Below are 26,025 nucleotides of genomic sequence, written 5' to 3' on the forward strand. Positions count from 1 at the left end.
TAGTAAAACTTATCGTTCAAGACTAGGATACAAATAATTAACTGACTGCGTGTTGCAGTTTCAGGAATTTAGTTTTCCAAAATTGGAAAATCAGCACTTTAGTTAAGTAATATAACAACTTGTTAAACTTGATGACGTAGTATGACTACTGGTTGTGAGGAGTAAAGAAGTCTTGTGAAAGCTAAATTAGGATGTTATCAAAGCTGGAAATCGTTGCTATTTGGTTCTGGGGCGATAACTATAACGGGATGCTGTGCTTTTGTAATCACTAGCCCCGTCCACGCCAAAATTGTTCCTGATAATACACTTGAGGTCAATTCCAGCGTTGCGCCAGGATGCACAGCTTGCACGATTGATGGAGGAACGGTTCGAGGTAGCAACCTGTTCCACAGTTTTAGCGAGTTTTCCGTACCTAAAGGCGGGGAAGCATTTTTCAATAATGCGATGCAGATTCAGAACATCCTGACTCGCGTTACAGGTAACTCAGGCTCAAATATTGATGGGATGATTAAAACAAATGGCACTGCAAATTTATTTTTAATCAATCCGAATGGAATTATCTTTAAATCCAATGCCTCCCTGAAGATTGGCGGTTCGTTTATTGCTAGCACAGCTAATAGTCTTAATTTTAGTGATGGTATTAAGTTCAGTGCTGTAAATTCTCAAACTCCACCTTTGCTGACTATCAATGTACCCATTGGCTTACAATTTGGAACGAATCTGGCAAGGATTCAGGTACAGGGTTCTAGTTTAGAAGTTAATCCTGGTCAGACCTTAGCACTTGTAGGCGGTAATGTGCAGCTTTATGGTGGTAAACTCATAGCTCCGGGTGGAAATGTGGAGTTGGGAGGTATGGCAGACACTGGTACAGTTGGTTTGAGTATTAATGGCTCATACCTTAGTTTCAGTTTTCCTGATGGCGTTGAACGAGCTGATGTATCTCTCAGCAATGGCACTGATGTCAATGTACTCGCTGGTGGTGGGGGTAGTATTGCGATCAATGCCCGTTCCTTAGATATGACTGGAGGAAGTACACAGCTACAGTCAGGGATAGCATCAGGGTTGGGTTCTGTTGACTCACGGGCGGGAGATATTGAAATTAATGCAACAGAGGCAATAAACCTGAATGGAAGTGGTATCTCTAATACGGTGCAATCAACGGCTGTAGGTAAAAGTGGTGACATCAATATTACAACCGGCTCGCTTTATGTAAGAAATGGCGGTGTACTGAATACCGAAACCTCTGGACAAGGGGATGCGGGCAGTATAAACATACATGCCCGTGATACCGTTTCTTTTGATGGGGCGAGTTCGACGAGTAGACGCAATAGATTCACTTGGGCATCCAGTGCTGTACAACCAACAGGCGTGGGCAAAGGTGGCAACATCAACATCACAACTGGGTCACTCTCTGTTAGGAATGGTGGTGAGCTGATTGCTACCAACTATGGTGGAAATGGGGATGCAGGTAAGGTAGATATCGTTGCCCGCGATACCGTTGTCTTTGATAGAGGATTCGGTAATACTGTTACTGGAGCATTCAGCAATGTGCTCACAAACGGGATGGGCAAGGGTGCCAGCATCAATATTACCACTGGGTCACTTGATCTGAGGAATGGCAGTATATTGAATGTCACGACCAAAGGAAAAGGAAATGCAGGCAGTGTGAATATAGTTGCCCGCGATACAGTCTCCTTGGATGGGGTAAGTGCCAATGGCAAAAATGTCACCACAGTAGCCAGCGCAGTGCAGAAAGGAGCCGAAGGTCAGGGAGGCAACATCTACATCAGGGCGGGGTCGCTTAGAGTGAGCAATGGCGCTGCACTCAATGCTGACACCTTTGGACTAGGGGATGCGGGCAGTATAAACATACATGCCCGTGATACCGTTTCCTTTGATGGGGCGAGTCCGACGAGTAAAGGCAATAGATTCACTTCGGCATCCAGCGCTGTACGACCAACAGGCGTGGGCAAAGGTGGCAACATCAACATCACAACTGGGTCACTCTCTGTTAGGAATGGTGGTGAGCTAATTGCTACCAACTATGGTGGAAAGGGGGATGCAGGTAGGGTAGATATCGTTGCCCGCGATGCCGTTGTCTTTGATAAAGGACTTAGTAATATCCCTACTGGAGCATTCAGCAATGTGCTCACAAACGGGGGGGGCAACGGTGCCAGCATCAATATTACCACTGGGTCACTTGATCTGAAAAATGGCGCTGTATTGAATGCCACAACCCGAGGAAAAGGAAATGCAGGCAATGTGAATATATTTGCCCGCGATACAGTCTCCTTGGATGGGGTCAGCTTGGTAGGCAGCTCATTATCCAACAAAGCTGAAGGTGAGGGAGGCAACATCTACATCAGAACTGGGTCACTCTCTGTTACGAATGGTAGTGAGCTGGTTGCTACCAACTATGGTGGAAGGGGGGATGCAGGTACGGTAGATATCGTTGCCCGCGATACCGTTGTCTTTGATAATGGATTCGGTAATAATGTTACTGGAGCATTCAGCAATGTGCTCATAAACGGGGTGGGCAACGGTGCCGGCATCAATATTACCACTGGGTCACTTGATCTGAGGAATGGCAGTATATTGAATGTCACGACCCAAGGAAAAGGAAATGCAGGCAGTGTGAATATACTTGCCCGCGATACAGTTTCCTTCGATGGGGTAAGTGCCAATGGCACAAATGTCACCACAGTAGCCAGCGCAGTGCAGAAAGGAGCCGAAGGTCAGGGAGGCAACATCAACATCATGGCTGGGTCGCTTAGAGTGAGCAATGGCGCTCGACTCAGTGCTGCCACCTCTGGACTAGGGGATGCGGGCAATGTGAATATATTTGCTCAAGATACAGTCTCCTTGGAAGGAGCGGCAAAAAATGGAAGCCCCAGTCAAGTACTCAGTACTGTGGAATCGACAGGCGTAGGCAAGGGGGGCGATATTAACATTACAACCGGGATGCTGTCTTTGAGGGATAGGGCCGAAGTAACGGTGAGCAGTAAAGGGTCAGGAATTGCAGGCTCATTACTAGTTGAAGCTAACTCTATCTATCTTGACAACAAAGCAACAATCCGTGCTGACACAAATGGAGGACAGGGAAATATTAATTTGCGATCGCGCGACTTGTTGCTACTACGCCGAGGCAGCAGCATCACTACCAACGCTACTGGAAAGGCAACTGGTGGTAATATTACGATTAATACTAACAACCTAGTCGCTGTTCCAAAAGAAGATAGCGACATTAGCGCCAATGCTAAAGATAGCTTTGGTGGTCGAGTAATTGTCAATGCTTCTGGCATTTTTGGCACACAGTTTCGTCTACAACCCACGCCATTAAGTGACATTACAGCTAGTTCTGCTCGTGGTTCCCAATTCAATGGCGTAGTGCAACTCAACACGCCTGATGTGAATCCTAGTCAAGGCTTAACTGCTCTGCCCACAAACATCATCGATACTTCACAGTTGATTGCCAATAGTTGCATTACACGAAATAAACGGCCAGAAGGGAAATTCATCATCACGGGGAACGGAGGTTTGCCAGTGATGCCAGATGACCCCTCAATTGCACCCTATCAGACTTATCAGATTCCAAATGTCCAGAGCACAAGTATCTCAACGAGACAAGAAAACGCTCTCGATTCCGAAAACCCTACTACTAGCAACAAACCTTACCATTCTGTTAAATCTGCGCCACTGATTGAAGCTCAGGGATGGATCTACGGGTCTAATGGTGAGGTGATTCTTACTCCCTCTGCACCTACTGTTTCTCCTCACAATTCTTGGTCACAATTATCTACTTGTTCGGGTTTCTAAGAAGTTGATGAAATAAAGGATACTATCCAAGCAGACGATCGTTTTCACCAACCTTTGTGCCAGTAAAAATGTTGTATGTGATGTAAAACTTTAACACTAATTTTATTTTTACTTGATAAATAACCTCGTAGCAAAATCTCCAGAATCAGCGCCGCATCTGCTTAAGACTCCACCAAATGGGTACACTAACTCTAACAAAGTAACTGGGACAGCATTAACCCACTTTTGAGGAGTACCCAAACTATGCTCACGCTTTCCGGCTATCAAATTATTGACCAAATCGATGAAAGCAGCAACTCTCTAATATATCGAGGTTACAGGGAAGCTGATGACCAACCTGTAATTCTCAAAACCCTGCGAGATGCTTATCCTTCGCCAGAACGCATTGCTTCTTACCAGCGTGAATACGACATTATCCACAATCTCCATCTCACAGGAGTTGTCCAAGTTTACGCTTTGGAAATTCACCAACAACGGCCAGTCTTAGTGTTAGAAGACTTCGGCGGTAGTTCTTTAGCCCAATTGCAGCTAGCTGGAGAAATAGAATTAGAACAGTTTCTCCAGTTAGGTAGTTCCATCGTCGAGAGCCTTAGACAAATCCACGCTGCTAACATCATCCATAAAGATATTAATCCCTCAAATATTGTCTTTAATCCCGACACCAAACAAGTTAAAGTAATCGATTTTGGTATCTCTACTGTTCTATCACGAGAAACCCAATCATTCAAAAATCCCAATGTTCTAGAAGGCACTATTACTTACATTTCTCCTGAGCAAACAGGTCGAATGAACCGGGCGATCGACTATCGCAGCGATTTCTATTCTTTAGGAGTGACTTTTTATAAGTTACTAACAAAAGAAGTGCCGTTTGAAGGAAATGATCCTCTAGCGTTGATTCATTGCCATATTGCTAAACAACCAGATCAATTCAAAATTCAAAATTCAAAATTCAAAAATGAACAAACCATTCCCCAAGTCCTCTGTGATATTGTGATCAAACTGATGGGACATTACTCATAATGTTATCGAGTTAATGACCAGACAAATTGTCAATTTAGCAGAGGATACTCAGAAGATTTTGCAGCTAGCTGCTTGTATGGGCAATAACTTTGATTTGTCCACCTTGGCAGTCATTTCTGAGCAATCAGCCAAGCAGGTTTTAGACCACTTATTACCAGCACTAAAAGAAGGTTTAATTGTCCCCGCAAATAATCAATATCATCTGATAATTATCAAGGATGAAAAAAAAGTTAGTGAAGCTAGTTGTAAATTCCAGCACGATCGCGTCCAACAAGCAGCTTATTTTCTGATTCCAGAAGCGCAAAAGAAAGCAACCCACTTGCAAATTGGGCAACTGATGTTGAGCAATACCTCAGCAGCAGAGCAAGAAGAGAAAATTTTTGAAATTGTTAATCAATTAAATATTGGTGCAGAGTTAATTAACACTCAAAGCCAACAGAATGAATTAGTCAAGCTGAATTTATTAGCAGGACGTAAAGCCAAGGCAGCAACGGCTTACGAGGCTGCTTTGGAATATTTTTTAATCGGCAGTAAATTACTAGCAGCAGACTCTTGGCAAACAAACTATGACCTCACATTAAAGTTATTTGAGTCAGCAGCAGAAGCAGCACTTCTGTGTAGTGACTTCATACAAATGAATAGATGGGTAGAAGAGATACTGCAACACGCTAAAACTTTGTTAGACAAGGTAAAAGTTTATGAGATAAAAATCATAGCCCTTACACTTGAGGGCAAGTTGCAAGCAGCTGTCACAAAGGGTTTAGAAGTGCTACAAGCTTTGGAAATTAACTTTCCCTCTCCTCTGAGTCCCTTAGAACTGAGCAAAGCACTACAGCAAACAGCAGTTCATTTGGCAGGAAGGGAAGTTAAACACCTGATCAATTTGCCTCAAATGCAGTCAGAGCAACAACTAGCAGCGATGCAAATTATTTCTAGCATCGTGTCACCTGCCTTTCGGGGAGGACATGAGGTATTGCCATTTTTGGTTTTAGAGATGGTGAATTTATCTCTGGAACATGGCAATACGGCACTATCAACAATTGGCTATGTGATGTACGGTTTAATTCTCTGTGGAGCCTTAGTAGAGATTCCATTAGGCTATCAATTTGGTCAACTTGCTTTGAGCCTGTTAAAACTTTACGATGCTCAATATCTCGAATGTCATATCAACTTTGTTTTTAATGTTACTATCTGCCATTGGCAAGAACCAGTCCAGAAAACCATCAAGTCTTTAAAAGAAGCCTATCAAATTGGTAGAGATCAAGGAGATATAGAATTTTCCGGTCTTTGTGCAGTTTATGATAACGTGCATTCCTGGGTGTGTGGAGAAAACTTGGTGGAAGTTGAACGGCAAATTGCTAGCTATCATCATGCCTTCCGTCAAGTCCAAAACAAAATGGCTGTTGAGTATCTAGCTATTTATTGGCAGTTAACCTTAAATCTGCTAGGGGCAACTGAAAATACTTGTCTTTTAAGTGGGGCAGTTTATCGGGAAGAGCAAATGCTACTCTGGCATCAGCAAGCTAGCGATCGCAACGGTCTGGCACATTTATATTTATCGAAGCTTGTTCTGTGCTATCTTTTCCAAGATTTCCCGCAAGCCGCAGCCAATGCCCAAGAGTTGGAAAAGTATCTAAATGCAGTAATGGCAGCCACAATCGTACCACATTTCAATTTATACGATTCTCTGACAGCTTTAGCTTTATATTCTGAGTCTCTCCCATTGGCACAAGAAGGCTTATTAGAAAAAGTCACAGTCAATCAAGCTAAAATGCAGAAATGGGCACAGTACGCGCCGATGAACTTCTTGCACAAATTTTATTTAGTGGAAGCTGAACGGTATCGCGTCTTAGGGCAAAAAGCAGAGGCAATTGAGATGTACGATCGCGCGATCGCTAACGCTACAGTTCATGAATATCTTAATGAACAAGCCCTTGCTAATGAACTCGCTGCCAGATTTTATCTCCAATGGGGCAAAGACAGAATTGCCCAAGATTATCTACTCAATGCCTATTATGCCTACACTCGCTGGGGAGCTAAAGCAAAAGTAAAAGATTTAGAAAAACGCTATCCCCAATTTTTCACCCAAGCCTAAATAAACCCTCAATTTCCAACCTCTCAGAGCATCTCTACTAGTACCACCCGAGCAACTTCTTTAGACTTAAACAGTGTCCTTAAAGCCTCCCACGTTCTGGGGCGAGAAATAAAGCTCGATACTTTGTTGACCAAACTGATGACAATTGTCATCGAAAATGCTGGGGCAGAAAAGGGTTATTTACTTCTCAAACAACAGGGGGAATGGCAGATTGCAGCATCAGGAACAATTGACTCAGATGCAGTTAAAGTCAGAGAAGCTATCCCCATCCAAACCTTCAGTAAACCAATATTATCTAATGCTATTATCGATTACGTAGTTCGTACCAAAGATAGTGTTGTATTAAGCGACGCTGCTAATGCAGGTAACTTCACTCGTGATTCTTACATTCATCAACAGCAAGCTAAATCTATCTTGAGTTTTCCCCTCCTCAATCAAGGCAAATTGATTGGGATTGTCTATTTGGAAAATAATCTCACAACTGGAGCCTTTACCCCAGAACGGATGGAAGTTCTGAATTTGCTATCTTCCCAAGCCGCAATCTCGATTGAAAATGCTACCCTGTACAACACCTTAGAACAAAAGGTAGCCGAACGAACTCAAGAACTGTCTCAAGCTCTAAAAGACCTGAAAGCTACCCAAAAGCAACTGGTGGAATCCGAAAAAATGGCGGCTTTGGGTGGTCTTGTGGCTGGAGTTGCCCATGAAATCAATACACCTGTCGGCACTAGTATCACCGTCGCCTCTACCCTGGCTGACGAAACTCGTTTGTTTGTTACGGCTGTCGAACAAGGTCAATTAAAGCGTTCAGTCTTAAACAACTATCTGGAAATCGCTAAGGAAAGTACTGACCTGATTCTCAGCAACCTCAATCGTGCCGGAGAACTAGTGCAAAGCTTTAAGCAAGTAGCTGTAGATCAAACAAGTTTGGAACACCGGACATTTTTAGTTAAGCAGTATTTGGAAGAAATTGTCACCAGCTTAACTCCCAAACTCAAACAAGCTTCCCAGACCCTGACTGTGACAGGAGATGAAACTGTCACCATCAACAGCTATCCTGGGGCTTTGGCGCAAATTTTCACCAACTTAGTGATGAATTCCTTAACTCATGCCTATCAACTTCACGAATCAGGGCAGTTGCGTATTCAGGTGAGGCGAGAAGGCGAGGTATTGTGATTCAATATAGCGATGATGGTTGCGGCATTCCACCAGAAAACTTAAACAAAATTTTTGAGCCTTTCTTCACCACTGCTAGGCAACAAGGAGGCAGTGGTTTAGGTCTGCATATTGTCTACAACTTAGTCACTCAAAAGCTACAAGGGACAATTCATGTTCACAGTGAGATAGAAAAGGGAACCCTATTTACAGTGACACTACCTCTGTCCACAAACTATTAAATTTTCTTGTTCTTTTTAACAAAGTTGGTTGACAATGCTTAACGATACCCATATGTCTCTCTCTCCGACAGATGATGAAGTCTTCGTGTTTGAAGATGAACAACAGCAGATAAGTGATAAAACTCACTTAACTCTGTTGGAGGTAGAGAGTCAGGGACAAGAGACTTCTGAAGCTTGGAAAATGATGATTGTGGATGATGATGTTGAAGTCCACCAAGCAACCAAGCTGGCTTTGAGAAGTTTTACCTTTGAGTGCAAACCTTTAACTTTTCTCTCGGCTTTTTCGGGTACAGAAGCCAAAAAGCTGATTGTAGTTCACCCAGATACCGCGTTTATTTTATTAGATGTGGTGATGGAAACTAATGATGCTGGGTTAAAGGTGGTTAAGTATATTCGGGAGGAGTTGAAAAATCAGATTGTGCGGGTGATTTTACGCACAGGACAACCAGGAGATGCACCTGAAGAATCAGTGATTTTGAACTATGATATCAATGATTATAAGCTAAAGGTAGAATTAACTCGCCAAAAGTTAATTACAAGTGCGATCGCTGCTTTAAGGTCATACCGCGATTTAATCACCATAGAACAACAAGCAGCACAGTTAACTCAAGCATTACACGACCTGCAACAGACACAATACAGCCTCGTGGAAAAGGAAAAAATGTCGGCACTGGGCAACCTTGTTACAGCTATTGCCCACGAGATTAATAACCCGATTAACTTTATTGCAGGCAATATGAAACCTGCTCAGGACTACATTCACGACTTGTTCGCACTAATCAACCTTTATCGGCAAACCTTTCCTGAGCCGGGAGCAGAAATTGAGTCAGCGATCACCACAATCGATTTAGAATACCTGCAAGAAGACTTGCCTAAACTCATCTCTTCCCTGAAAGAAGGTAGCGATCGCATCCGTGGTATCAGCGCCAGTCTCCGTACCTTCTCTAGAGCAGATAGCGATTGTAAGGTTCTTTTTAATATTCATGAAGGCATTAAAAGTACATTACTCATCCTGAAGCACCGATTAAAAGCCAATGAGCATCGTCCTGACATTGAAGTAGTCAAAGATTACGGAGAAATACCTCAATTAGAATGCTTTCCTGGGCAACTCAACCAAGTATTTATGAATCTCATTGCCAACGCCATTGATGCTTTAGAAGAATCTAACAAAGGGCGTAGTTTACAACAAATCAACGACAATCCCAATCGCATCACAATTGCCACCACCTTGTCTGAAGATCGGCATCACGTCTTGATCCGAATTCAAGACAATGGCGAGGGAATGTCGGAAAATGTCAAGCAAAAACTGTTTGGTTACTTATTTACCACCAAGGCAGTAGGCAAAGGTACAGGTTTGGGATTGTCGATTTCCCGGCAGATTGTCGAAGAAAAACATGGTGGGCAACTCACAGTCACATCTGAATTAGGCAAAGGCACAGAATTAGCGATCATCATTCCAGTGCTGAGTTAGGAGCTAGGAGCTAGGAGCTAGGAGTTTGGAGTTTGGAGTTTGGAGTTTGGAGTTTGGAGTTTGGAGTTTGGAGCTAGGAGCTAGGAGCTAGGAGTTTGGAGTTTGGAGTTTGGAGTTTGGAGTTTGGAGTTTGGAGTTTGGAGTTTGGAGTTTGGAGTTTGGAGTTTGGAGTTTGGAGTTTGGAGTTTGGAGTGCAAGGGAATATACTAATGCCCAATGCCCAATGCCCCATGCCCCATGCCCCATGCCCCATGCCCCATGCCCAATGCCCAATGCCCAATGCCCCATGTCCCATGTCCAATGCCCCATGCCCTAATTCCAATCCTGTTCCTCTTTCTTGCCGCGACTTTTGTAAATTCCCCCCAAATCGTGAATTTTGCGAGTTTTCTCAAAAAGCTCGGCTTCGGTCAAACCCCACTGCTGCAAGACTTTATCTAGGTCTTTTTGGATGTCTCTCGCCCCTGGAAACCCTTGATAACGCATTCGCAGTCTAGCCAATTCTGCTAAGTTATAGTCTGTCGCCTCTTGAGAGAGTAAAATATCAATAAGGGGGCGATCGCGGTTATAAAGAGGATGTTGTTGGTCTTTACCGGCCGTTGCTTCAGTCATCGTGAGTCCTGAGTGAGAAGTTAGGAGTTAGGAGTTAGGAGTTAGAAGTGCTGAGTCATAGTTTTTAAGTTTAGCCTAGAGCACAGGAGCAGAAAAGGCAAAAGAAAATCATCTTCTACACTGAAAAGCTAATTGTAAAATTTAGAACTCCTTACTAACTCATCACTCCTAACTCCTATTAGACGGCAACTACACCTGAGGTCTTACGGCTCTCACCACTGCCAGTTAACTTTAAATAAAGTTACATTAGTCCTTAAGAAAATACAAAAAACTTTAGATGAGGGTGAATTTTATGTCACCCAAAGTCCAAGCAGCGAGGGAGCAAAGAACCCATTATGTTTGAACACTTCACTTCCGAAGCCATTAGAGTAATTATGTTAGCTCAGGAGGAAGCACGTCGCCTGGGACACAACTTCGTAGGAACTGAACAAATTCTCCTGGGTTTGATGGGAGAAGGAACTGGGGTTGCTGCTAAAGTGCTGGCCGAGTTAGGCGTTACCCTCAAAGACGCACGTCGCGAGGTAGAAAAAATTATTGGTAGGGGTTCTGGCTTTGTACCACCAGAAATTCCTTTTACCCCCAAGGTGAAAAGCCTCTTTGAGCAATCGTTTAAAGAAGCTCATAGTCTGGGACAGAATTACATTAACACTGAACACTTACTCTTAGGATTGACCGAGGCTGGTGAAGGTGTCGCCGCCAAAGTACTACAAAATCTAGGGGTTGACTTCAAAACTGTTCGCAGTGCCATAGTTCGCCGTTTGGGTGAAAATGCACCAGCTTTCGCTGGTAGTGGTAGTCAAAAGCGTACCCAACCGCTAACTATGGAAGAGTTTGGCAGGAATTTGACCAAATTAGCACAAGAAGGCAGACTCGACCCCGTAGTTGGTCGCCAGAAAGAAATTGAGCGTGCTATCCAAATTCTCGGTCGCCGCACTAAGAATAACCCAGTGTTGATTGGAGAACCAGGAGTTGGTAAAACTGCGATCGCCGAAGGTCTAGCTCAACGGATTGTCAACCAGGATGTTCCCGAAACCTTACAGGACAAGCAAGTTATCAGCCTCGATATGGGGTCATTGGTAGCTGGAACTCGCTTCCGTGGCGATTTTGAAGAACGCATCAAAAAAGTCGTGGAAGAAGTCCGCACTGTGGGCAATATCATCTTAGTGATTGACGAAATTCACACCTTGGTTGGCGCTGGTGGTACAGAAGGTGGCTTGGATGCAGCTAACATCCTCAAACCTGCTTTAGCACGAGGTGAACTCCAGTGCATTGGCGCAACTACCCTGGATGAATATCGTAAGCATATCGAGCGCGATGCCGCCCTAGAGCGTCGTTTCCAACCGATTATGGTTGGGGAACCCTCAGTAGAGGAAACCGTACAAATTCTCTACGGCTTGCGCGGCGCTTATGAACAGCACCACAAAGTCACAATTTTGGATGCGGCACTTGTAGCAGCAGCACAATTATCAGACCGCTATATTAGCGATCGCTTCTTGCCCGATAAGGCAATAGACTTGATTGATGAAGCTGGTTCTCGCGTTCGTCTGCGGAACTCTCAGAGTTCTCCTAATAAAGAACTCAAGCGTGAACTCGTTGGCGTTACCAAAGCTAAAGAAGCAGCAGTCAGAGTCCAAGATTTTGACAAAGCAGGAAGCTTGCGCGACCAAGAGTTACAACTTGCAGAACAACTGCAAGCAACATTTACACAAAACGATCAATCTGTCAACTCCACCGTCGTTGACGAAGAAGACATCGCCCAAATCGTTGCCTCTTGGACTGGTGTACCAGTCAACAAGCTAACTGAATCTGAGTCAGAGTTGCTCCTGCACCTAGAAGACACTTTGCATCAGCGGCTCATCGGTCAAGAGCAAGCAGTCTCGGCTGTATCTCGCGGTATCCGTCGCGCCCGCGTCGGACTAAAAAATCCCAATCGTCCCATTGCTAGCTTTATCTTCTCTGGGCCGACTGGAGTCGGTAAAACAGAATTGGCGAAGGCACTAGCTGCCTACTTCTTCGGTTCGGAAGACTCGATGATTCGCCTAGATATGTCCGAATACATGGAAAGCCACACAGTCGCCAAGCTAATTGGTTCGCCTCCTGGTTATGTGGGATACGACGAAGGCGGACAACTGACTGAAGCTGTGCGGCGGAAACCTTACACAGTGCTGCTATTCGACGAAATCGAAAAGGCACACCCCGATGTATTCAATATGTTGCTGCAACTCTTGGATGACGGTCACCTTACCGATGCTAAAGGTCGGAAAGTGGACTTCAAGAACACGCTGATCATTTTGACTTCCAACATCGGTTCTAAGGTGATTGAAAAAGGTGGTAGTGGTTTAGGCTTTGACTTCGACACTCAAGCCGATGCTAGTTACAACCGCATCCGCACCTTAGTAAATGAGGAATTGAAAGCTTACTTCCGTCCTGAATTCCTCAACCGTCTCGATGAAATTATCGTCTTCACCCAACTTTCCAAGAATGAAGTTAAACAAATCGCTGAAATTATGCTCCGCGATGTTGCTAGCCGCTTGACGGAAAAGGGAATTATCCTAGAAGTTAGCGATCGCTTCAAAGAGCTTGTAGTACAAGAAGGCTATAACCCCAGCTACGGCGCTAGGCCATTACGTCGGGCAATTATGCGCCTTTTAGAAGATTCTCTCGCCGAAGCACTGCTGTCTGGTCAAATTACAGATGGAGACACAGCGATTATCGATGTTGATGATGACTCTCAGGTAAGAGTACAAAAATCAGAAAAACGAGAACTACTCTTGGCAAATGTTGGCTAATTTTATACCTGATCACTTTTTGCTGTAATATTTGAGAAACACTCCAGCCTCTTATCTAAGTAGAGGCACAAGCAGGGTCATCTCCGACAAACATAAAGTGAAATGGTATTATATCTTTCACCTCCGGTAGAAATACCGGGGGTTTTTTTATGCAATTTTCTTTTAAATGCAATTGAAAACGGCTGATTCTATTAACAACTCATTGCGATATTGATTCCTCTGCCAACAATTTTGATGCTAATTCACTCTTAACTACATCCTCAGAATCACTAGATTTAGAAAAACCATCTGTTGCATCTTTGATAAAACCAGCTACAGGTACCGCAATTAGCAAACCCAAGACTCCACCAACATTGGTTCCTACAAGCAAAGCAATTAACACCCATATTGGTCTAATACCAGTAAATTTACCTAATAACCGCGGTGCGATCGCCTGATCAATTAACTGATCAATCACAACAGCTACCGCAGCAACCTTCGCTGCTAGCCAAAAATCATGTGTGGCTATTATTAAAATGATCACAATCAGACTGATGACATCCCCAAAGGGAATTAAGCTCAAAAGCCCAACTGTCAAACCAAAGAGTAAAGCAAACTGGACTTGAAAAGCTAAAAACAATAATGTCACTGAAACTCCCATCAGCAAAGCCAAAGTTCCCTGACCAATCAAGTAATTTTGGAAGTTTTGCTGAATAGATTGACTTACCTTATGAGCAAAACTTCCAGGCAACTTTTTAAATATTTCCTGCCAAATTCTTGGGCCATCTAACAATAGATAAAAAGTCAGCACTACCGTAATTAATGCCTCAGAAATACTATCAATTGTATCTATGATAATACTTAAAAGTTTATCTGAAATAAACTCTAGTTCAGTCGGTAGTTGATCCGTTATTCGTGTTACTAACTGGCTGAAATTCACATTCAATTTATGCCTAAAAAACCAATCATTTACAATCTGAAGTTTTTCTTCACTAGAATCAATCCATCGAGGAAGGACTTTAACCATTTCATTAAATTGCTCTAAAATAATGGGCAATAAAATGATACCCAGAGCAACAATAATTACCAATGCTAATATAAAAACTAAGGCTACTGCAAAGCTGCGTTTAACTCCCCGCTCTTGGAGAATCGAAACAGGATAGTTTAAAACGAATGCAAGCAAAGTCGCCAAGACAAGAATTGTTACAACAGGTTGAAAATTTTTAACAAGCAAAAATGCTAGCCAACCATTGAGAAAGACTAGAGGAAATAGCAGCGTAAAAATTAACCATCTAAGTAGTTGATTCAGTGAAAAATTCATCATCAATTTAAAAATCAAAATTATGCTAGTTACTAGATTTAACCTGGGAATTAAATATGCTTCAAGGGAAGTAGATAAGAAAAATATTCCCCCATTCCCTACTCCTTACTCTCGATTATTTCGATTACTAACTTTCAGTAAAAGCTAAAAATTGCTCCTCACTTATTCGGCCTGCTTGATAGAGAGTATTAGTAATTTCAGAAATAGTTAAAACTGCATGGCCTCGATAACCATTTTGCTGTAGCCTGTCTTTCACTCCTTGTTCATGGTCGATAAATACCACAATATCATTAACATTTAATCCTGCTGATTCCAACTTTCCTGCCCCTTCCATGACACTTTTGCCGCTAATGAGAATATCGTCAACCACCACAACTGTTTCACCAGGATGAAAGTTACCCTCAATTACTCTTCGAGTTCCGTGTGCCTTCACCTCTTTACGGGGGAAAATCATCGGACAATTAAGACGCAAAGATAAACCAGTCGCAGTAGGTAATGAACCATAGGGAATACCTGCTAACCTATCAAAATTCAGGTTCTTCAAAATATCTTCATAGGCAGTGATAACTTGATTAAAAACTTGGGGGTTGGAAATAATTTTGCGTAAGTCGATGTAATAAGGAAATATTGCTCCTGATGCTTGAACAAAGCTGCCAAACATAATACAGTCAATGTCATAAAGTTGTAAAATCAAATCCTGTTGAGGGTGCTGATTTAGCAAACAAACATCAGGAAACCACACAGAACATGTGGAATTTTCGTGAATAATTTCAGCTTTGATTTGATTAATTTCTGCGCGTAGAGACTGGATTTCCTCAGATAGTTGTGTATTTCCCAACATATCTTGAGGAACAGGAATCAGCAAACCATCACCGTTAGCATTCAAACCTGCTTCTAAAATTTGCTTCAGGTTTGGGCCTTCTGCCCAGATGCTACGCGCCATAATAATTCGTTCAGGAGCAATTGAGCGAATAAGTGCTAAAACTTCAGGATTTGTAGTTCCTACTTCCAAACCCAATTGTTCTGGAGTCCCCCAGGTTTTTGATTCTTTTACCACCTGTAAATAAAGCGGCGATTCGTTTGTAGGATATTGCTGTAAAGCTTCTGCACTTGGATTAGAAGTACAGCATAAAATAAACACTGCTTTATCAGGATATACCAAAAAAGGTGCTACATGATCTTGTCCTGTATAGGGACTGAGAGTGATTGCATCCATCTGCCATTCAGTAAACACAGTCCGGGCAAAAATGGTACTAGTATTTAGGTCACTGTGTTTGACATCTAAAATAACTGGGATGTGGGCTGGAATAGCTGCTAAAGTTTTGTACAGTAGTTCTAAACCTGGAATACCTAGCGCTTCATAAAAGCCAAATGTCGGTTTATAGGCACATACGAAATCAGAAGTTTCAGCAATAATGAATTGTAACCACTTCTCCAAACCAACGATGAGTTCTTCTGATTCATAACGCACAGGCATCATCTCTGGATTTGGATCAAGTCCGACAAACAGTAAGCTTTGATTTTGCAAGATATTACGATTCAATTTATCAAAAAAGTTCATATTTTTCAGTTTTAAAAAGAGTCATTGGTTATTGGTCTTCGCGTCCCTGCGTCTCCGTGACCATAGTTCGTTTACCAAAACATCGATTCTGTTAGTTGAGTACCTCCAGCTTTCCGCCCTAATCGAGAGTGAATCACTACAAATAAGATAACCATCGGTACTGAGCTAAAGTGAACGATTCGCAATGCTTGCCAATTGCCAAATAAATCCACAATCCAGGGAAATTGAGCAGGTTTATACATTCCTATTCCTGTAAATAACGCCAGCAGCAAAATAGGAATAATTGCTGTATAGGCAATACGATGCCAAGCATAAATTAGGCGCTGGGAATTGTGACTTTTTTGTAATGCTTTGAAGTCATTGGCACCTACAAACCGATGTCGCCAGCGCCGGGTAATTAAAACGTAAATTCCATACCACAAGAGATTCAGTGAGAATAGCCACATTGCTGCAAAATGCCAGTGTCTACCTCCTGCAAGCCAACCTCCTAAGGTAAATATCGGAGGAATGTGCAAACCTGAACGTCCACCAAAAACAGGGTTGGCGTTATAAATTTGTAGTCCACTGGTGAGCATGATAAACAGACTAATGATGTTACAGGAGTGGAAAATTTTAGCTCTTATTGCTTGAGTAGGCGGTTTCCGAGTTTGAGAGGGAACAGTCGAAGTCATAGATTTTGACTGATATAATAATTCGCTGTTTATCTGTCTTGGGTAAATAGCCCAGCAAGTTTGGGGATTATTACTTACCATTATTTTCTCATCCTCCGATTCAATTGAAACGTGGAATACAGGATGCAAGGCACACAGATGTGATTCGTGGACTCAGGTTAGGAACGAGTCCAGCTCTCAAAGCTTCTTGCAGATAGGTTTTCACCTGAAGTTGACACAATCGTTTAGCTTTTGAGCAAAATTCTATTTTTATCTCAAAAAAAGAGGGGTTTTAAAAACCACCCCCCAATATTTCCTTACTGTCAAGTTTTTTAAAATTTGTGAAATTCTTAAATATTGCCTAAAAGCTGGCGTGTTTTTTAAGAGCAATATAGTGTTTTGCTGTTGTATTCATCTCAATAACCAACTCTGTACCTTCACCTAATTTAGAATTACACTTAAGTTTACCTTGATGTTTTTCAACTATAATTTCCTGACTAATTGATAGTCCTAGTCCCTTACCTTTCCCTACTGGTTTGGTGGTAAAAAATGGTTCAAATATATGTCTTTGTATATGGGGAAGTATACCTTTACCATTATCAGAAATCCGAATTATAACTTTGTGCTTTTTCCCTAGCTGGTTATCATTTACCCAAGGTTTATTACTGTTGACTAATGATAAATGACTGCTAACAATTTCTGTATGAATCAAAATCTTAGGAGTAAATGAATAATCATGTTTCATCCTTTCTTCTAAGGTATCAATGGCATTAGTCAAGATGTTCATGAATACCTGATTTAAATCACCAGCATAGCACTGAATTAAGGGCAATTCCCCAAAGTTTTTGATTACTTCAATCCCCACTCTATCAGGCTGTTGTTTCAGACGATGTTGCAAAATTCTCAAAACACTATCAAGTCCTTCATGCAGGTCAAACTTTTTCATTTGACCTTCGTCAGAGCTTGAAAAATTCCGCAAGGCGAAAACAATTTCTTTAACGCGCTCAGATCCGGCTCGCATTGACCACAGCAACTTTAAAAAGTCTGTCTTCACGAAACCGAGGTCGAGACGTTGCAGATGTGAGGCAATGACTGGGTTTGGTGTGGGATAGTAATATTGGTAAAGTTCAATGATTCTAATTAAGTCTTCAGCGTATTGACTGGCGGGATGGAGATTGCCGTAGATGAAGCTAACGGGGTTGTTAATTTCATTAGCCATATCCGCCACCAGTTGACCGAGATTAGCCATTTTCTCGTTCTGTAATAACTGCTTTTGGGTATGTTTGAGTTCTATCAGGGTAATTTCTAGCTGCTGTGATTTTTCCCTAACTTGGTCTTCGGTAGACTGGCGTTGAGCAATTTCTCTTTGGACTTGTTCAAATAGTTGGTATTGTTGAATAGCGATCGCCTTATCCTGACTAATATCCTTGTGCGTTCCCGCCATCCGCACTGGTTTACCCAATTCATCCCACTGAAATACTTTTCCACAAGCCAGAATCCACTTCCACTCGCCGGATTTAGTCAACATTCGCAATTCAACTTCAAACACAGGTGTGCATCCTTGGAGATAATCGTGCAATAGCTGGCGAATTCTGGGTAAATCCTGCGGATGTACAAGTTGCTCAAAGGATTTATGCTCATTATCGATTTCGTCTACTTCATACCCCAGGATGCGCTTCCACTGAGGATCATAATAGGTTTTGTCAGTTATCAGATTCCAATCCCACAATCCCAAGCCACTGGCTATTAATGCCATTTTTAAGGCGGCTTGTGAGCATTGACAAGGATCTAAATTTTCTTGAGATAGGTCTTTTTGTCCTTTTTGCAGTGGCTGTGATTCTGGGAAACTCTGGGAATCTTGTACTGAAATTGGAGTTTCCAGTTCATGGGTAGCGGGTTCTTCGATATGCATAGCTGCTGGTACGATGAGGAAGATATCCTGTAGCTCTCTCTACGCTGTCTTAGCACCCTGACGATCCAGTTATGGACAGTATGGTTTGGTTAACAAATCGTCAACTTGGTTTATTAGGCTGTAACTTCGGTTGGAGATATATCAGCCCATATCATCAATTTGGATGGAATTTAGAAAAAGGTAAAGGGACGAATGTGACCTCTGTTGCGATCGCAGTGGCGATTTTTTAGAAAAAAATAGCTACATTGTGTGCATCTACATTCTAAGATATGTCTAAAAAAAGTTGTTCAAATCACATATAATCACTGAAAAAGTCGGAAAAATTTGTAAAAAAAATTCGCTGATTAAGTCACGTCAAATGTTTCAGGAGAGAAAAATTTGTCAATAATTTTTTGTAGCTTTTTTGGTCAAGGCTGGCTGCTATCCATAGAAGGCACGCAACATTGAGTTCCAAAGCATAATGGTGTGAGAAAATTTCATGCTGAATTAGAGCCAATGAGTAATGACTATAGATGAAGTAGTATTGCTACTAAAAGCCAGTCAAGCAACCGGTTTAACGACATTCCAAGAAATCATATTGCGTTCTTCGTGGTCAGGAAAAACCTACACGAATATAGCCTGTGAAGCTGACTACGGCGAGGAACGTGTCAGGCAAGTTGCTGCTCATTTATGGCAACTACTAAGTGATTTTTGCAAAGAACCGATAAATAAATCCAACTTCCGCCAGACTTTAGAAAATCATCGTCTTAGCAAAGCGCATCAGCAGTTAGTTAAGGAATTTAACCGAGCAGCCACGGCTATTTCCTTAGAATTTCCTAGTGGGGCAGTATCCCTTAATTCCAGATTCTACATCCCTCGTTTACCAATTGAGGAACTCGCCTACGCAGAAATGGCTGAACCTGGGAGTGTCATCTGCATTAAAGCACCCAAGAAGATGGGGAAAAGCTCTCTGATTTTGCGGTTGCTTGCACGCGCTAGCAATCAAGGCTTTCGCACCGTGACTTTAGACTTTCAGCAAGCAGATAAAGCAGTATTTGCTAGTTTGGATAAATTTTTGCGCTGGTTCTGTGCCAACGTCAGTCGGGAGTTACAGCTAGAACCAAAACTTAATGATTACTGGGATGAAGATATGGATAGCAAAGTCAGCTGCTCTATCTATTTCCAAGAATATTTACTGTCTGCGCTCTCAAGTCCCCTTGTCTTGGTATTGAATGAAGTGGATTGGGTGTTTGAGTATCAAGAAATTGCCGGGAAATTGTTATCACTGGTGCGAACTTGGCATGAACAAGCTAAAGGTGTAGAAATTTGGCAAAAACTGCGCCTGATTCTGGTTTATTCAACAGAAATTCTTGTTCCCAGAAAACTAACTCAATCACCATTTAATATTGGTTTGACAATTAATTTACCTCCCTTTACGAAAGAGCAGGTGGAGAATTTAGCACAACGTCACGGCTTGGATTGGACAGATGGTAAAGATGCCGAAAGTTTGATGGCAATGGTGGGAGGACATCCTTATTTGGTGCGATTGGCATTGTATCACCTTGTGGGTAAAGGTGGATTAGAACGGGATTTAGGGCAGCTATTGCAACAAGCACCCACAGAAGCAGGAATTTATCACGAGTATTTAAGGCAGTTTGTCTTAGCACTAGGAGAAAAGCCAGAATTGGGAAATGCTTTTTATGAAGTGATTAACGCTACAAATTATGTGAAATTAGAGCCAGCATTGGCAGATAAATTACAGAGTATGGGGCTAATTAATTTAGAAGGCGATCGCAGTACTCCTGCGTGTGAATTATATCGTTTATATTTCCGACAATATCTGAAAACAAGTGTTCAAAATTCTGGTTGTAATTCAACAGCAACTTTTGACAGAAAGTTGAGAAGCGAAAAGGGATTTGATTTATTTGAGTAATGTTCATTTCTAAACCAGGCGATCGCTTATCGATTTACACTTCTTTTCTAAAGCGATGTCTCCAACGGGCTACGCCTACGCAAGCTTTCGGCTCAATGATATACCAAAATGAATGCGTTAATTACTCAAATGAGTAAGCAAAAGCTGCTTTTGAGAAAGTAAGAGCTGATTTTGCTTGCGGAAAACACCAAAATGAGTAAGCAAAAGCTGCTTTTGAGAAAGTAAAAGCTCATTTTGCTTGCGGAAAACACTAAAATGAGTAAGCAAAAGCTGCTTTTGCTTGCGGAAAACACCAAAATGAGAAAGTAAAAGCTGCTTTTGAGAAAGCAAAAGCTCATTTTGAGTAAGTCAAATGGCATTTTGAGTAAATAATCAGGCATTTTTACTTAGTTCAATATGAATTTTAGTCTAGGCGATACCTTCGGTAAGCTTCGCTAACGCGCTTTTCAGTTTTATTACGGTATGCTTGGCACAAAACCTGTAAATTTGTAGCTGCATGTAGTTTATTCTGGATTTGAGGGGAGGCGATCGCTAAGATTTGCCAGATTTTTACGAACAGTGATAGTGTGGGGATGACTCACCGAAGTTGAATTTTATTTCTGTCAAGCAGTCGCATTACTGAAATTACCTTCATTACTCCTAATCCTTTGATTGCTCACGCTCTGCTTGAATTGCCTCCAAGATCACCTGACCTAAAGGATCATCTCTCAATAAATCCAAATTGGCACGATCATCAAGAATTGCCTGCCTCAAAAACATTATGTAATTGTTCCAACAGATGATTGTCTGAGGATGCTCTGACCCTAAGCTGCGCTTGTAAATCTCGAAGGCTTGTACATACAACGGTTCTGCTTCTTTGTAGTGACTTTGAGATTGATACAGTCTAGCCAGATTATTAAGGCTTTGTGCTATATCAGGATGCTGTTTTGGTAGCAAGTCTTTAAGCAGATCCAAGGCTTGCACATATAACGGTTCTGCTTCTTGATAGCGACCTTGATAAAAGTATACTGCTGCCAGATTATTAAGGCTTTGTGCCACATCAGGATGCTGTTCTGGTAGCAAGAACCGCCTTAGCTCCAAGGCTTGTACAAAAAAGGGTTCCGCTTTGTTATAACGTTCCTGACAATAGTAAAGATGAGCTATATTATTCAGGCTAAGAGCGATATCAAGATGCTGCTCTCCGAAGTGACGTAGCCAGAATTTCAAAGCTTCAAAATAAAACAATTCAGCTTCTTTGTAACGCCTTTGAGCGCAGTAGATCATTCCCAAAGCATTAAGGTTATGTGCTACTTGCGGATGATACTGTTCTCCGAACTGGCGCTGTCTGATTTCCAATGCTTGCAACAAAAGTTGTTCGGCTTTTGTACAACTACCTTGAGAGAAATAAGTAAGCCCCAAGTTTTCGAGGGACGTGACAACAGTGGGATGCTCAGAATCAAAACGATTTAGAGTCAAGGTTAGGCACTGCTCAAGCCAAAGTGTAGCTTGGTCATAAAATGCCTGACCCACGTAAAATCGACCTAAACCTATGAAAGGCGAAGTAAGCTCCTCATCCGTAAGATATTCAGTTAGATTCTTGCCAACATCCGCTATGTGAGGGATAACGGGGGAAAAAACCATTATGCTCTCAGGCATAGGCTTTTGAGGAATTTTCTTGGCGACTGCTACCATTACCCGACAAAGCGATCGCTTTAATTTCTCTGCCTGTTCTAAACCTGTAAGCTTATATTGAAAAAACTCCCTTAGCAGTGGATGCAGTTGGTAAATTTCCTCACCTTTACGCTGTAGCAAATGCAGTTTCAGCAAGGTATCATCTCTAATTTCCTCTAACTCTTCCTCGTCTGACTCTGGTAAACACTGTTCCACCAACTTCCAAGATATAGGTGCGGCGGCAAATAAACTCAGCAAACAGCCAAGCTGCTTATCGCTGTCTTCTAATTCCTGCCAACTCAAATCAAAGGCTGCTAACACACCCCGTTGTGCTGTCATGTCGCCTTCTGGTTTATCAAAGGCGGATTGTTCTAGTCGCTTTTTCTCCAACCGCCGCAACATTTCTGCTAAAGAAAGGTCTTGTTTTCGCGCCAAATATCGCCCGACTAATTCCAAACCCAAAGGCAAATATCCCAACCACTCACACAACTGATTTGCAACAGCCAATTCTTGCTCAATTCGCTGTGGTGTTTCTTTAAAAAATGACTTTAATAACTCCAGGGCTACTTCTGGTTGCAATACATCTAAAGATAATTCTTTAATAGATGTTCCTAAGTGTTGGCGCGTGGTAATCAACACTTTAAACCGGGAAGATAACGAGGGTAAGTAAGGCTTAACCTGCTGATATTTCCCAACATCGTCTAACACTAGCAGCACATCGCCCTCACGCCAATGCCGAAAGCAGTATTGCACTTGTGTGAGGACATCCAAATCTTCTCGTGGGTTTAAATCAAACTGCGTTCTGGCAAACTGCACAATTTGAATGCCCACATCTCCAGCTTTTGCCAGCAACCAGCAAATTCCACCTTTGTAAGTTTTATAGTGAGCCTTTGCATATTGTAAGGCAAGTTCTGTTTTACCAAGTCCACCCATGCCAGCGATCGCGGCAATGGCAACTTGATTATTTTCCTGCAACATCCGATAAAGGTTTTGCAGTTCGGCTTCACGTCCAACAAACTCCATCACGCCACTTGAGGGAATATTTTCGTAAAACGTAGGCTTGGGTTTATCTTTTCTGGCTTCAGCACGCCGCACACCTGGCTTTTCTTCTCTAAGGCGTTGCCATTCTTCATCAAATTTACTTAAGTTCCCGTCTTTGTCGCTTTTGTCGCACCAAAGCGTTAGCTTAAAGTGCCAGTTCTCCGAACCTCGCTTGTGTTCGCGCAAATCTTCCAAAATACCCAAAAACTCAGCAAGTGCTTTTAGTACTTCTCGAACTTGTTCTTTGTCTAAACCACTAAGTTCCGCTAAAACTCTTAGCTGTGTCCTGACAAGTAGTTGTTTTGATGTTTGCCAGTCAAAGTCAATTTTAAAACGCTCACCGTCTTCTATCTCGTGATTGGCATAAGCCAATAACCTTTCTAATAGCTGCCTTACCCGCGCTTTGACATCATTGCCATAGCTAACACGTGCCATCGGTTACTTTTGCTCAAAATTGGACAAAGTTTCGGGACTCCCCAAACTTAATCTAGCATCCCCAAACTCAAATCTCCGGGTATTCACCCATTACAGCCAACAAACAACTGCATTTGCTTTCACTGACTACCCCAAATTTACCGTTGCCTCAGCGTTAAAGGTAAAACCAATGAAGGCGACGAAATCGTTCAATATCAAAAAACTAGTGGCAGTTTTGTTATTTGTAATTCCCCTAATTGCAGACTGGTTAATGCCAGGTTCAGGTATTGTAATTGAGCTTGCATTCCTAATTTGGGAATTGTTGGAACCAGAGGAGACAGAAATAGAGGGAGATGATTTGAAAAAATAACTAGTAATCGCCCTTACAACACCATCATTCCAACTCTGAACTCGGAAGTTCGACCTTTTAGCTCGGATGTTCCACCTTTTAACTCGGAAGTTCGACCTTTTAGCTCGGAAGTTCGACCTTTTAACTCGGACGTTCGACCTTTTAGCTCGGAAGTTCGACCTTTTAGCTCGGATGTTCCACCTTTTAGCTCGGACGTTCGACCTTTTAACTCGGACGTTCGACCTTTTAACTCGGACGTTCGACCTTTTAGCTCGGATGTTCCGCCTTTTAACTCGGAACTTCGACCTTTGAACACGAAACTTCGAGATAAAAGCTTGAACGTTGAGGTTGAGAACTTGAATTTTACTACTTTGAGGTAAAGCAATGCCTGAGTTAGGCTACACCTACGCAAAAAATTGTTGGAACCACAGGAGATAGAGGCGGATGATTTGAAGGAATAATCGGTGAAGGTTACATTTTCCACAGTAACAAACCCTTACCCCCAGCCTCATTCCTTACAATGGAAAGGAGTTTTATTCACTTTCCTTCTTCAGGGAATCTCAAAGTCAACACACCAACTGATGCAATTTGATACCCAACTGCTACCACGCATTAATGCCACATCCAAAAGAGAAAATGGTAAACAATATTATGTAGATGCCAACGGAAATCGCTTTCCCAGCGTTACTACAATCCTTAATGCCACCAAATCACAAGCAGACCGAGACAGATTATTAAACTGGAAAGCGCGTGTTGGTACAGAAGAAGCTACCCGCATTACTACATCTGCTAGTCGTCGGGGAACCCAAACACACAAACAAATTGAGCGCTACCTCCTTGGTCAAAACCCTGTTTGTTCCGAAGCGAGTCGCCCTTATTGGGAGAGTATCAAGCCAGTTTTACAACAAATCGACACAGTTAGACTCGTGGAAGGCTCTGTTTTTCATCATGATTTGAGTTATTCTGGCAAAGTTGATTGTATTGCCAGCTATCAAGGTATTCCCTGTATTTGCGAGTGGAAAACCTCAGACAAACCCAAAGGCTCAATTGAGCATTTATATGAACATCCACTGCAACTTGCGGCGTACATAGGAGCAGCTAACGAGTATTATCGAGATTATGGCATTCAGCTAAAGCACGCTCTGTTGGTAGTAGCGATTCCAGAAATGCCAGCTGAGGTATTTTGGTTTGAATCAGCAGTCATCAAAGATTACTGGGAGCAGTGGGAAAAAAGAGTCGCCCAGTTTTGGGAACGCAGAAGTGTTTGGAGTTAGTCAGTGAGATTGCACAATTACCGAAAGACTGGATGTTCGTAACTTGAAGTAAATTTTCACGAGTAATAACAGCAATTAATCTAACCTTGTAATGGCAAAACAGTAATTAACCCAGAGAACCTGGCAAAATCACTTGTGTTGTGAGTGAGTAACTGAGGAATACCATAAACTAGCATCGTGGCAACAATATTTGCATCATCTACTTGCTTACCACCAATAGGAATTTGCTCCATTAGAGATAAAAGTCTTTCTGTCACTTCAACTGTATCGTCAGCTACTCGAAATTTAGCTTGAAAAAATCGGGTACGCTCAATTATGATCGCAACTGGTTGGGGATTCATCAATGCTTGTGGACGACTGAGAGTCATCAAGAATTCCCGCAACATCTGGCGACTAATCCATAACTCAATTCCTGCGTCATAACGATTTTCAATAGCCTGTAGTGCTCCTTGGTGAAAGGGAGATTCGGACACATTTGCATACACCAAGATGTTCGTGTCTAGAAATACAGAGTTACCGTCCCCAATCACCATACATATCCTCACGTCTTAGAGAAAGATTCTCAGGCCAATAACCATAATTATCTACCGGAAAGTTTAGAGGAGGACGTTTTTCCCTGCTCTCTGCTTTCTCTGCCAAAGGCTTCTCATCAATTACTATCACCACCTGATGCTCACCTTCTGGAATATCCAATGGTAATTGCGCTGTAATCTTACCATCTTTAGTAACTGTGGCAATTGTTTCTATACTTTTCATCTCATTTCT

Annotated in this window: 21 protein-coding genes; 12 read left to right on the forward strand and 9 right to left on the reverse strand. The window is 42.2% G+C overall.

From position 1 onward, the window contains the following. Positions 1 to 174 precede the first annotated feature (174 nt). The 6 genes from V7K85_RS22690 to V7K85_RS22715 all read left to right on the forward strand — a co-directional run bounded on the left by V7K85_RS22690 (position 175) and on the right by V7K85_RS22715 (position 9,799). Positions 175 to 3,816, forward strand: a complete 3,642-nt coding sequence (locus tag V7K85_RS22690) for a two-partner secretion domain-containing protein (protein ID WP_334816771.1) — start codon at positions 175 to 177, stop codon at positions 3,814 to 3,816. 243 nt (positions 3,817 to 4,059) lie between these two features. Further along, the gene (locus tag V7K85_RS22695) at positions 4,060 to 4,836 is read left to right on the forward strand and encodes a serine/threonine protein kinase (RefSeq protein WP_334816774.1); all 777 of its coding nucleotides are present in this window, start codon (positions 4,060 to 4,062) and stop codon (positions 4,834 to 4,836) included. 13 nt (positions 4,837 to 4,849) lie between these two features. Next, positions 4,850 to 6,931: an ATP-binding protein gene (locus tag V7K85_RS22700; protein WP_334816775.1), complete on the forward strand. Its 2,082-nt coding sequence runs from the start codon at positions 4,850 to 4,852 to the stop codon at positions 6,929 to 6,931. A gap of 126 nt (positions 6,932 to 7,057) precedes the next feature. Continuing rightward, the gene (locus V7K85_RS22705; RefSeq protein WP_442940611.1) at positions 7,058 to 8,107 is read left to right on the forward strand and encodes a GAF domain-containing sensor histidine kinase; all 1,050 of its coding nucleotides are present in this window, start codon (positions 7,058 to 7,060) and stop codon (positions 8,105 to 8,107) included. Further along, entirely contained in the window at positions 8,104 to 8,328 is a 225-nt protein-coding gene (locus V7K85_RS22710) for a sensor histidine kinase (protein WP_334816778.1), read from the forward strand. Before V7K85_RS22705 ends, V7K85_RS22710 begins: the two co-directional genes overlap by 4 nt. A gap of 34 nt (positions 8,329 to 8,362) precedes the next feature. Further along, the gene (locus V7K85_RS22715) at positions 8,363 to 9,799 is read left to right on the forward strand and encodes an ATP-binding protein (RefSeq protein WP_334816780.1); all 1,437 of its coding nucleotides are present in this window, start codon (positions 8,363 to 8,365) and stop codon (positions 9,797 to 9,799) included. A gap of 87 nt (positions 9,800 to 9,886) precedes the next feature. On the opposite strand, the gene V7K85_RS22720 is transcribed toward V7K85_RS22715, so the two are convergent. Then, the gene (locus tag V7K85_RS22720; RefSeq protein WP_334816782.1) at positions 9,887 to 10,108 is read right to left on the reverse strand and encodes a hypothetical protein; all 222 of its coding nucleotides are present in this window, start codon (positions 10,106 to 10,108) and stop codon (positions 9,887 to 9,889) included. Between the two features lie 3 nt (positions 10,109 to 10,111). Further along, complete coding sequence (locus tag V7K85_RS22725) at positions 10,112 to 10,408, reverse strand: DUF3288 family protein (RefSeq protein ID WP_334735277.1); 297 nt, start codon at positions 10,406 to 10,408, stop codon at positions 10,112 to 10,114. A 335-nt stretch (positions 10,409 to 10,743) separates the two neighbouring features. On the opposite strand from V7K85_RS22725, the gene V7K85_RS22730 reads away from it, so the two are divergent. After that, a complete protein-coding gene (locus V7K85_RS22730; RefSeq protein WP_334816784.1) occupies positions 10,744 to 13,197 on the forward strand; it encodes an ATP-dependent Clp protease ATP-binding subunit in 2,454 nt (817 codons plus the stop codon). 199 nt (positions 13,198 to 13,396) lie between these two features. Here the strand turns inward: V7K85_RS22730 and V7K85_RS22735 are convergent, their stop codons facing one another. The 4 genes from V7K85_RS22735 to V7K85_RS22750 all read right to left on the reverse strand — a co-directional run bounded on the left by V7K85_RS22735 (position 13,397) and on the right by V7K85_RS22750 (position 18,620). Next, positions 13,397 to 14,497, reverse strand: coding sequence for an AI-2E family transporter (locus V7K85_RS22735; protein WP_334816864.1), 1,101 nt, complete (start codon positions 14,495 to 14,497; stop codon positions 13,397 to 13,399). A gap of 127 nt (positions 14,498 to 14,624) precedes the next feature. Continuing rightward, positions 14,625 to 16,058 (reverse strand): bifunctional orotidine-5'-phosphate decarboxylase/orotate phosphoribosyltransferase, encoded by a 1,434-nt coding sequence (locus V7K85_RS22740; protein ID WP_334816786.1) that lies wholly within the window; start codon positions 16,056 to 16,058, stop codon positions 14,625 to 14,627. A 71-nt stretch (positions 16,059 to 16,129) separates the two neighbouring features. Next, entirely contained in the window at positions 16,130 to 16,729 is a 600-nt protein-coding gene (locus V7K85_RS22745) for a cytochrome b/b6 domain-containing protein (RefSeq protein ID WP_334816788.1), read from the reverse strand. 340 nt (positions 16,730 to 17,069) lie between these two features. Then, a complete protein-coding gene (locus tag V7K85_RS22750; protein ID WP_334816790.1) occupies positions 17,070 to 18,620 on the reverse strand; it encodes a PAS domain-containing sensor histidine kinase in 1,551 nt (516 codons plus the stop codon). A gap of 71 nt (positions 18,621 to 18,691) precedes the next feature. On the opposite strand from V7K85_RS22750, the gene V7K85_RS22755 reads away from it, so the two are divergent. Together V7K85_RS22755 and V7K85_RS22760 are read left to right on the forward strand one after the other, a co-directional pair. Then, entirely contained in the window at positions 18,692 to 18,850 is a 159-nt protein-coding gene (locus tag V7K85_RS22755) for a hypothetical protein (RefSeq protein ID WP_334816792.1), read from the forward strand. Between the two features lie 272 nt (positions 18,851 to 19,122). Then, positions 19,123 to 20,532, forward strand: a complete 1,410-nt coding sequence (locus tag V7K85_RS22760; protein WP_334816793.1) for an AAA-like domain-containing protein — start codon at positions 19,123 to 19,125, stop codon at positions 20,530 to 20,532. A gap of 639 nt (positions 20,533 to 21,171) precedes the next feature. Here the strand turns inward: V7K85_RS22760 and V7K85_RS22765 are convergent. After that, positions 21,172 to 23,658 carry a tetratricopeptide repeat protein gene (locus V7K85_RS22765; RefSeq protein WP_334816794.1) on the reverse strand — a complete coding sequence of 829 codons (2,487 nt, stop codon included), beginning with the start codon at positions 23,656 to 23,658 and terminating at the stop codon, positions 21,172 to 21,174. A gap of 169 nt (positions 23,659 to 23,827) precedes the next feature. Here V7K85_RS22765 and V7K85_RS22770 point away from each other — a divergent pair, with 169 nt between their 5' ends. The 3 genes from V7K85_RS22770 (at position 23,828) to V7K85_RS22780 (ending at position 25,260) form a co-directional block, all read left to right on the forward strand. Then, on the forward strand, positions 23,828 to 24,007 hold the full coding sequence (locus tag V7K85_RS22770; RefSeq protein ID WP_334816796.1) for a hypothetical protein: 180 nt from the start codon (positions 23,828 to 23,830) through the stop codon (positions 24,005 to 24,007). Positions 24,008 to 24,073: 66 nt separating this feature from the next. Beyond that, positions 24,074 to 24,298 (forward strand): hypothetical protein, encoded by a 225-nt coding sequence (locus V7K85_RS22775; RefSeq protein ID WP_334816798.1) that lies wholly within the window; start codon positions 24,074 to 24,076, stop codon positions 24,296 to 24,298. Positions 24,299 to 24,567: 269 nt separating this feature from the next. Beyond that, complete coding sequence (locus V7K85_RS22780; protein ID WP_334816800.1) at positions 24,568 to 25,260, forward strand: PD-(D/E)XK nuclease family protein; 693 nt, start codon at positions 24,568 to 24,570, stop codon at positions 25,258 to 25,260. Positions 25,261 to 25,340: 80 nt separating this feature from the next. Here V7K85_RS22780 and V7K85_RS22785 read toward each other — a convergent pair whose 3' ends face one another. Together V7K85_RS22785 and V7K85_RS22790 are read right to left on the reverse strand one after the other, a co-directional pair. Further along, entirely contained in the window at positions 25,341 to 25,793 is a 453-nt protein-coding gene (locus V7K85_RS22785) for a type II toxin-antitoxin system VapC family toxin (RefSeq protein ID WP_334816802.1), read from the reverse strand. Further along, complete coding sequence (locus tag V7K85_RS22790; protein WP_334816804.1) at positions 25,774 to 26,016, reverse strand: hypothetical protein; 243 nt, start codon at positions 26,014 to 26,016, stop codon at positions 25,774 to 25,776. The genes V7K85_RS22785 and V7K85_RS22790 overlap by 20 nt, the downstream gene beginning before the upstream one ends. Positions 26,017 to 26,025 lie beyond the last annotated feature (9 nt).

The organism is Nostoc sp. (assembly GCF_036917615.1).
Classification (GTDB): Bacteria; Cyanobacteriota; Cyanobacteriia; order Cyanobacteriales; family Nostocaceae; genus Nostoc.

Bases quoted from the DNA above. Each gene is read 5' to 3' on its own strand.
- V7K85_RS22735 (WP_334816864.1), bottom strand. From the start codon at position 14,497: ATGAATTTTTCACTGAATCAACTACTTAGATGGTTAATTTTTACGCTG.
- V7K85_RS22790 (WP_334816804.1), bottom strand. From the start codon at position 26,016: ATGAAAAGTATAGAAACAATTGCCACAGTTACTAAAGATGGTAAGATT.
- V7K85_RS22785 (WP_334816802.1), bottom strand. From the start codon at position 25,793: ATGGTGATTGGGGACGGTAACTCTGTATTTCTAGACACGAACATCTTG.
- V7K85_RS22725 (WP_334735277.1), bottom strand. From the start codon at position 10,408: ATGACTGAAGCAACGGCCGGTAAAGACCAACAACATCCTCTTTATAAC.
- V7K85_RS22720 (WP_334816782.1), bottom strand. From the start codon at position 10,108: ATGGGGCATTGGACATGGGACATGGGGCATTGGGCATTGGGCATTGGG.
- V7K85_RS22750 (WP_334816790.1), bottom strand. From the start codon at position 18,620: ATGCATATCGAAGAACCCGCTACCCATGAACTGGAAACTCCAATTTCA.
- V7K85_RS22745 (WP_334816788.1), bottom strand. From the start codon at position 16,729: ATGACTTCGACTGTTCCCTCTCAAACTCGGAAACCGCCTACTCAAGCA.
- V7K85_RS22715 (WP_334816780.1), top strand. From the start codon at position 8,363: ATGCTTAACGATACCCATATGTCTCTCTCTCCGACAGATGATGAAGTC.
- V7K85_RS22755 (WP_334816792.1), top strand. From the start codon at position 18,692: ATGGACAGTATGGTTTGGTTAACAAATCGTCAACTTGGTTTATTAGGC.
- V7K85_RS22730 (WP_334816784.1), top strand. From the start codon at position 10,744: ATGTTTGAACACTTCACTTCCGAAGCCATTAGAGTAATTATGTTAGCT.
- V7K85_RS22775 (WP_334816798.1), top strand. From the start codon at position 24,074: ATGTTCCACCTTTTAACTCGGAAGTTCGACCTTTTAGCTCGGAAGTTC.
- V7K85_RS22770 (WP_334816796.1), top strand. From the start codon at position 23,828: ATGAAGGCGACGAAATCGTTCAATATCAAAAAACTAGTGGCAGTTTTG.
- V7K85_RS22760 (WP_334816793.1), top strand. From the start codon at position 19,123: ATGACTATAGATGAAGTAGTATTGCTACTAAAAGCCAGTCAAGCAACC.
- V7K85_RS22765 (WP_334816794.1), bottom strand. From the start codon at position 23,658: ATGGCACGTGTTAGCTATGGCAATGATGTCAAAGCGCGGGTAAGGCAG.
- V7K85_RS22740 (WP_334816786.1), bottom strand. From the start codon at position 16,058: ATGAACTTTTTTGATAAATTGAATCGTAATATCTTGCAAAATCAAAGC.
- V7K85_RS22700 (WP_334816775.1), top strand. From the start codon at position 4,850: ATGACCAGACAAATTGTCAATTTAGCAGAGGATACTCAGAAGATTTTG.
- V7K85_RS22780 (WP_334816800.1), top strand. From the start codon at position 24,568: ATGCAATTTGATACCCAACTGCTACCACGCATTAATGCCACATCCAAA.
- V7K85_RS22695 (WP_334816774.1), top strand. From the start codon at position 4,060: ATGCTCACGCTTTCCGGCTATCAAATTATTGACCAAATCGATGAAAGC.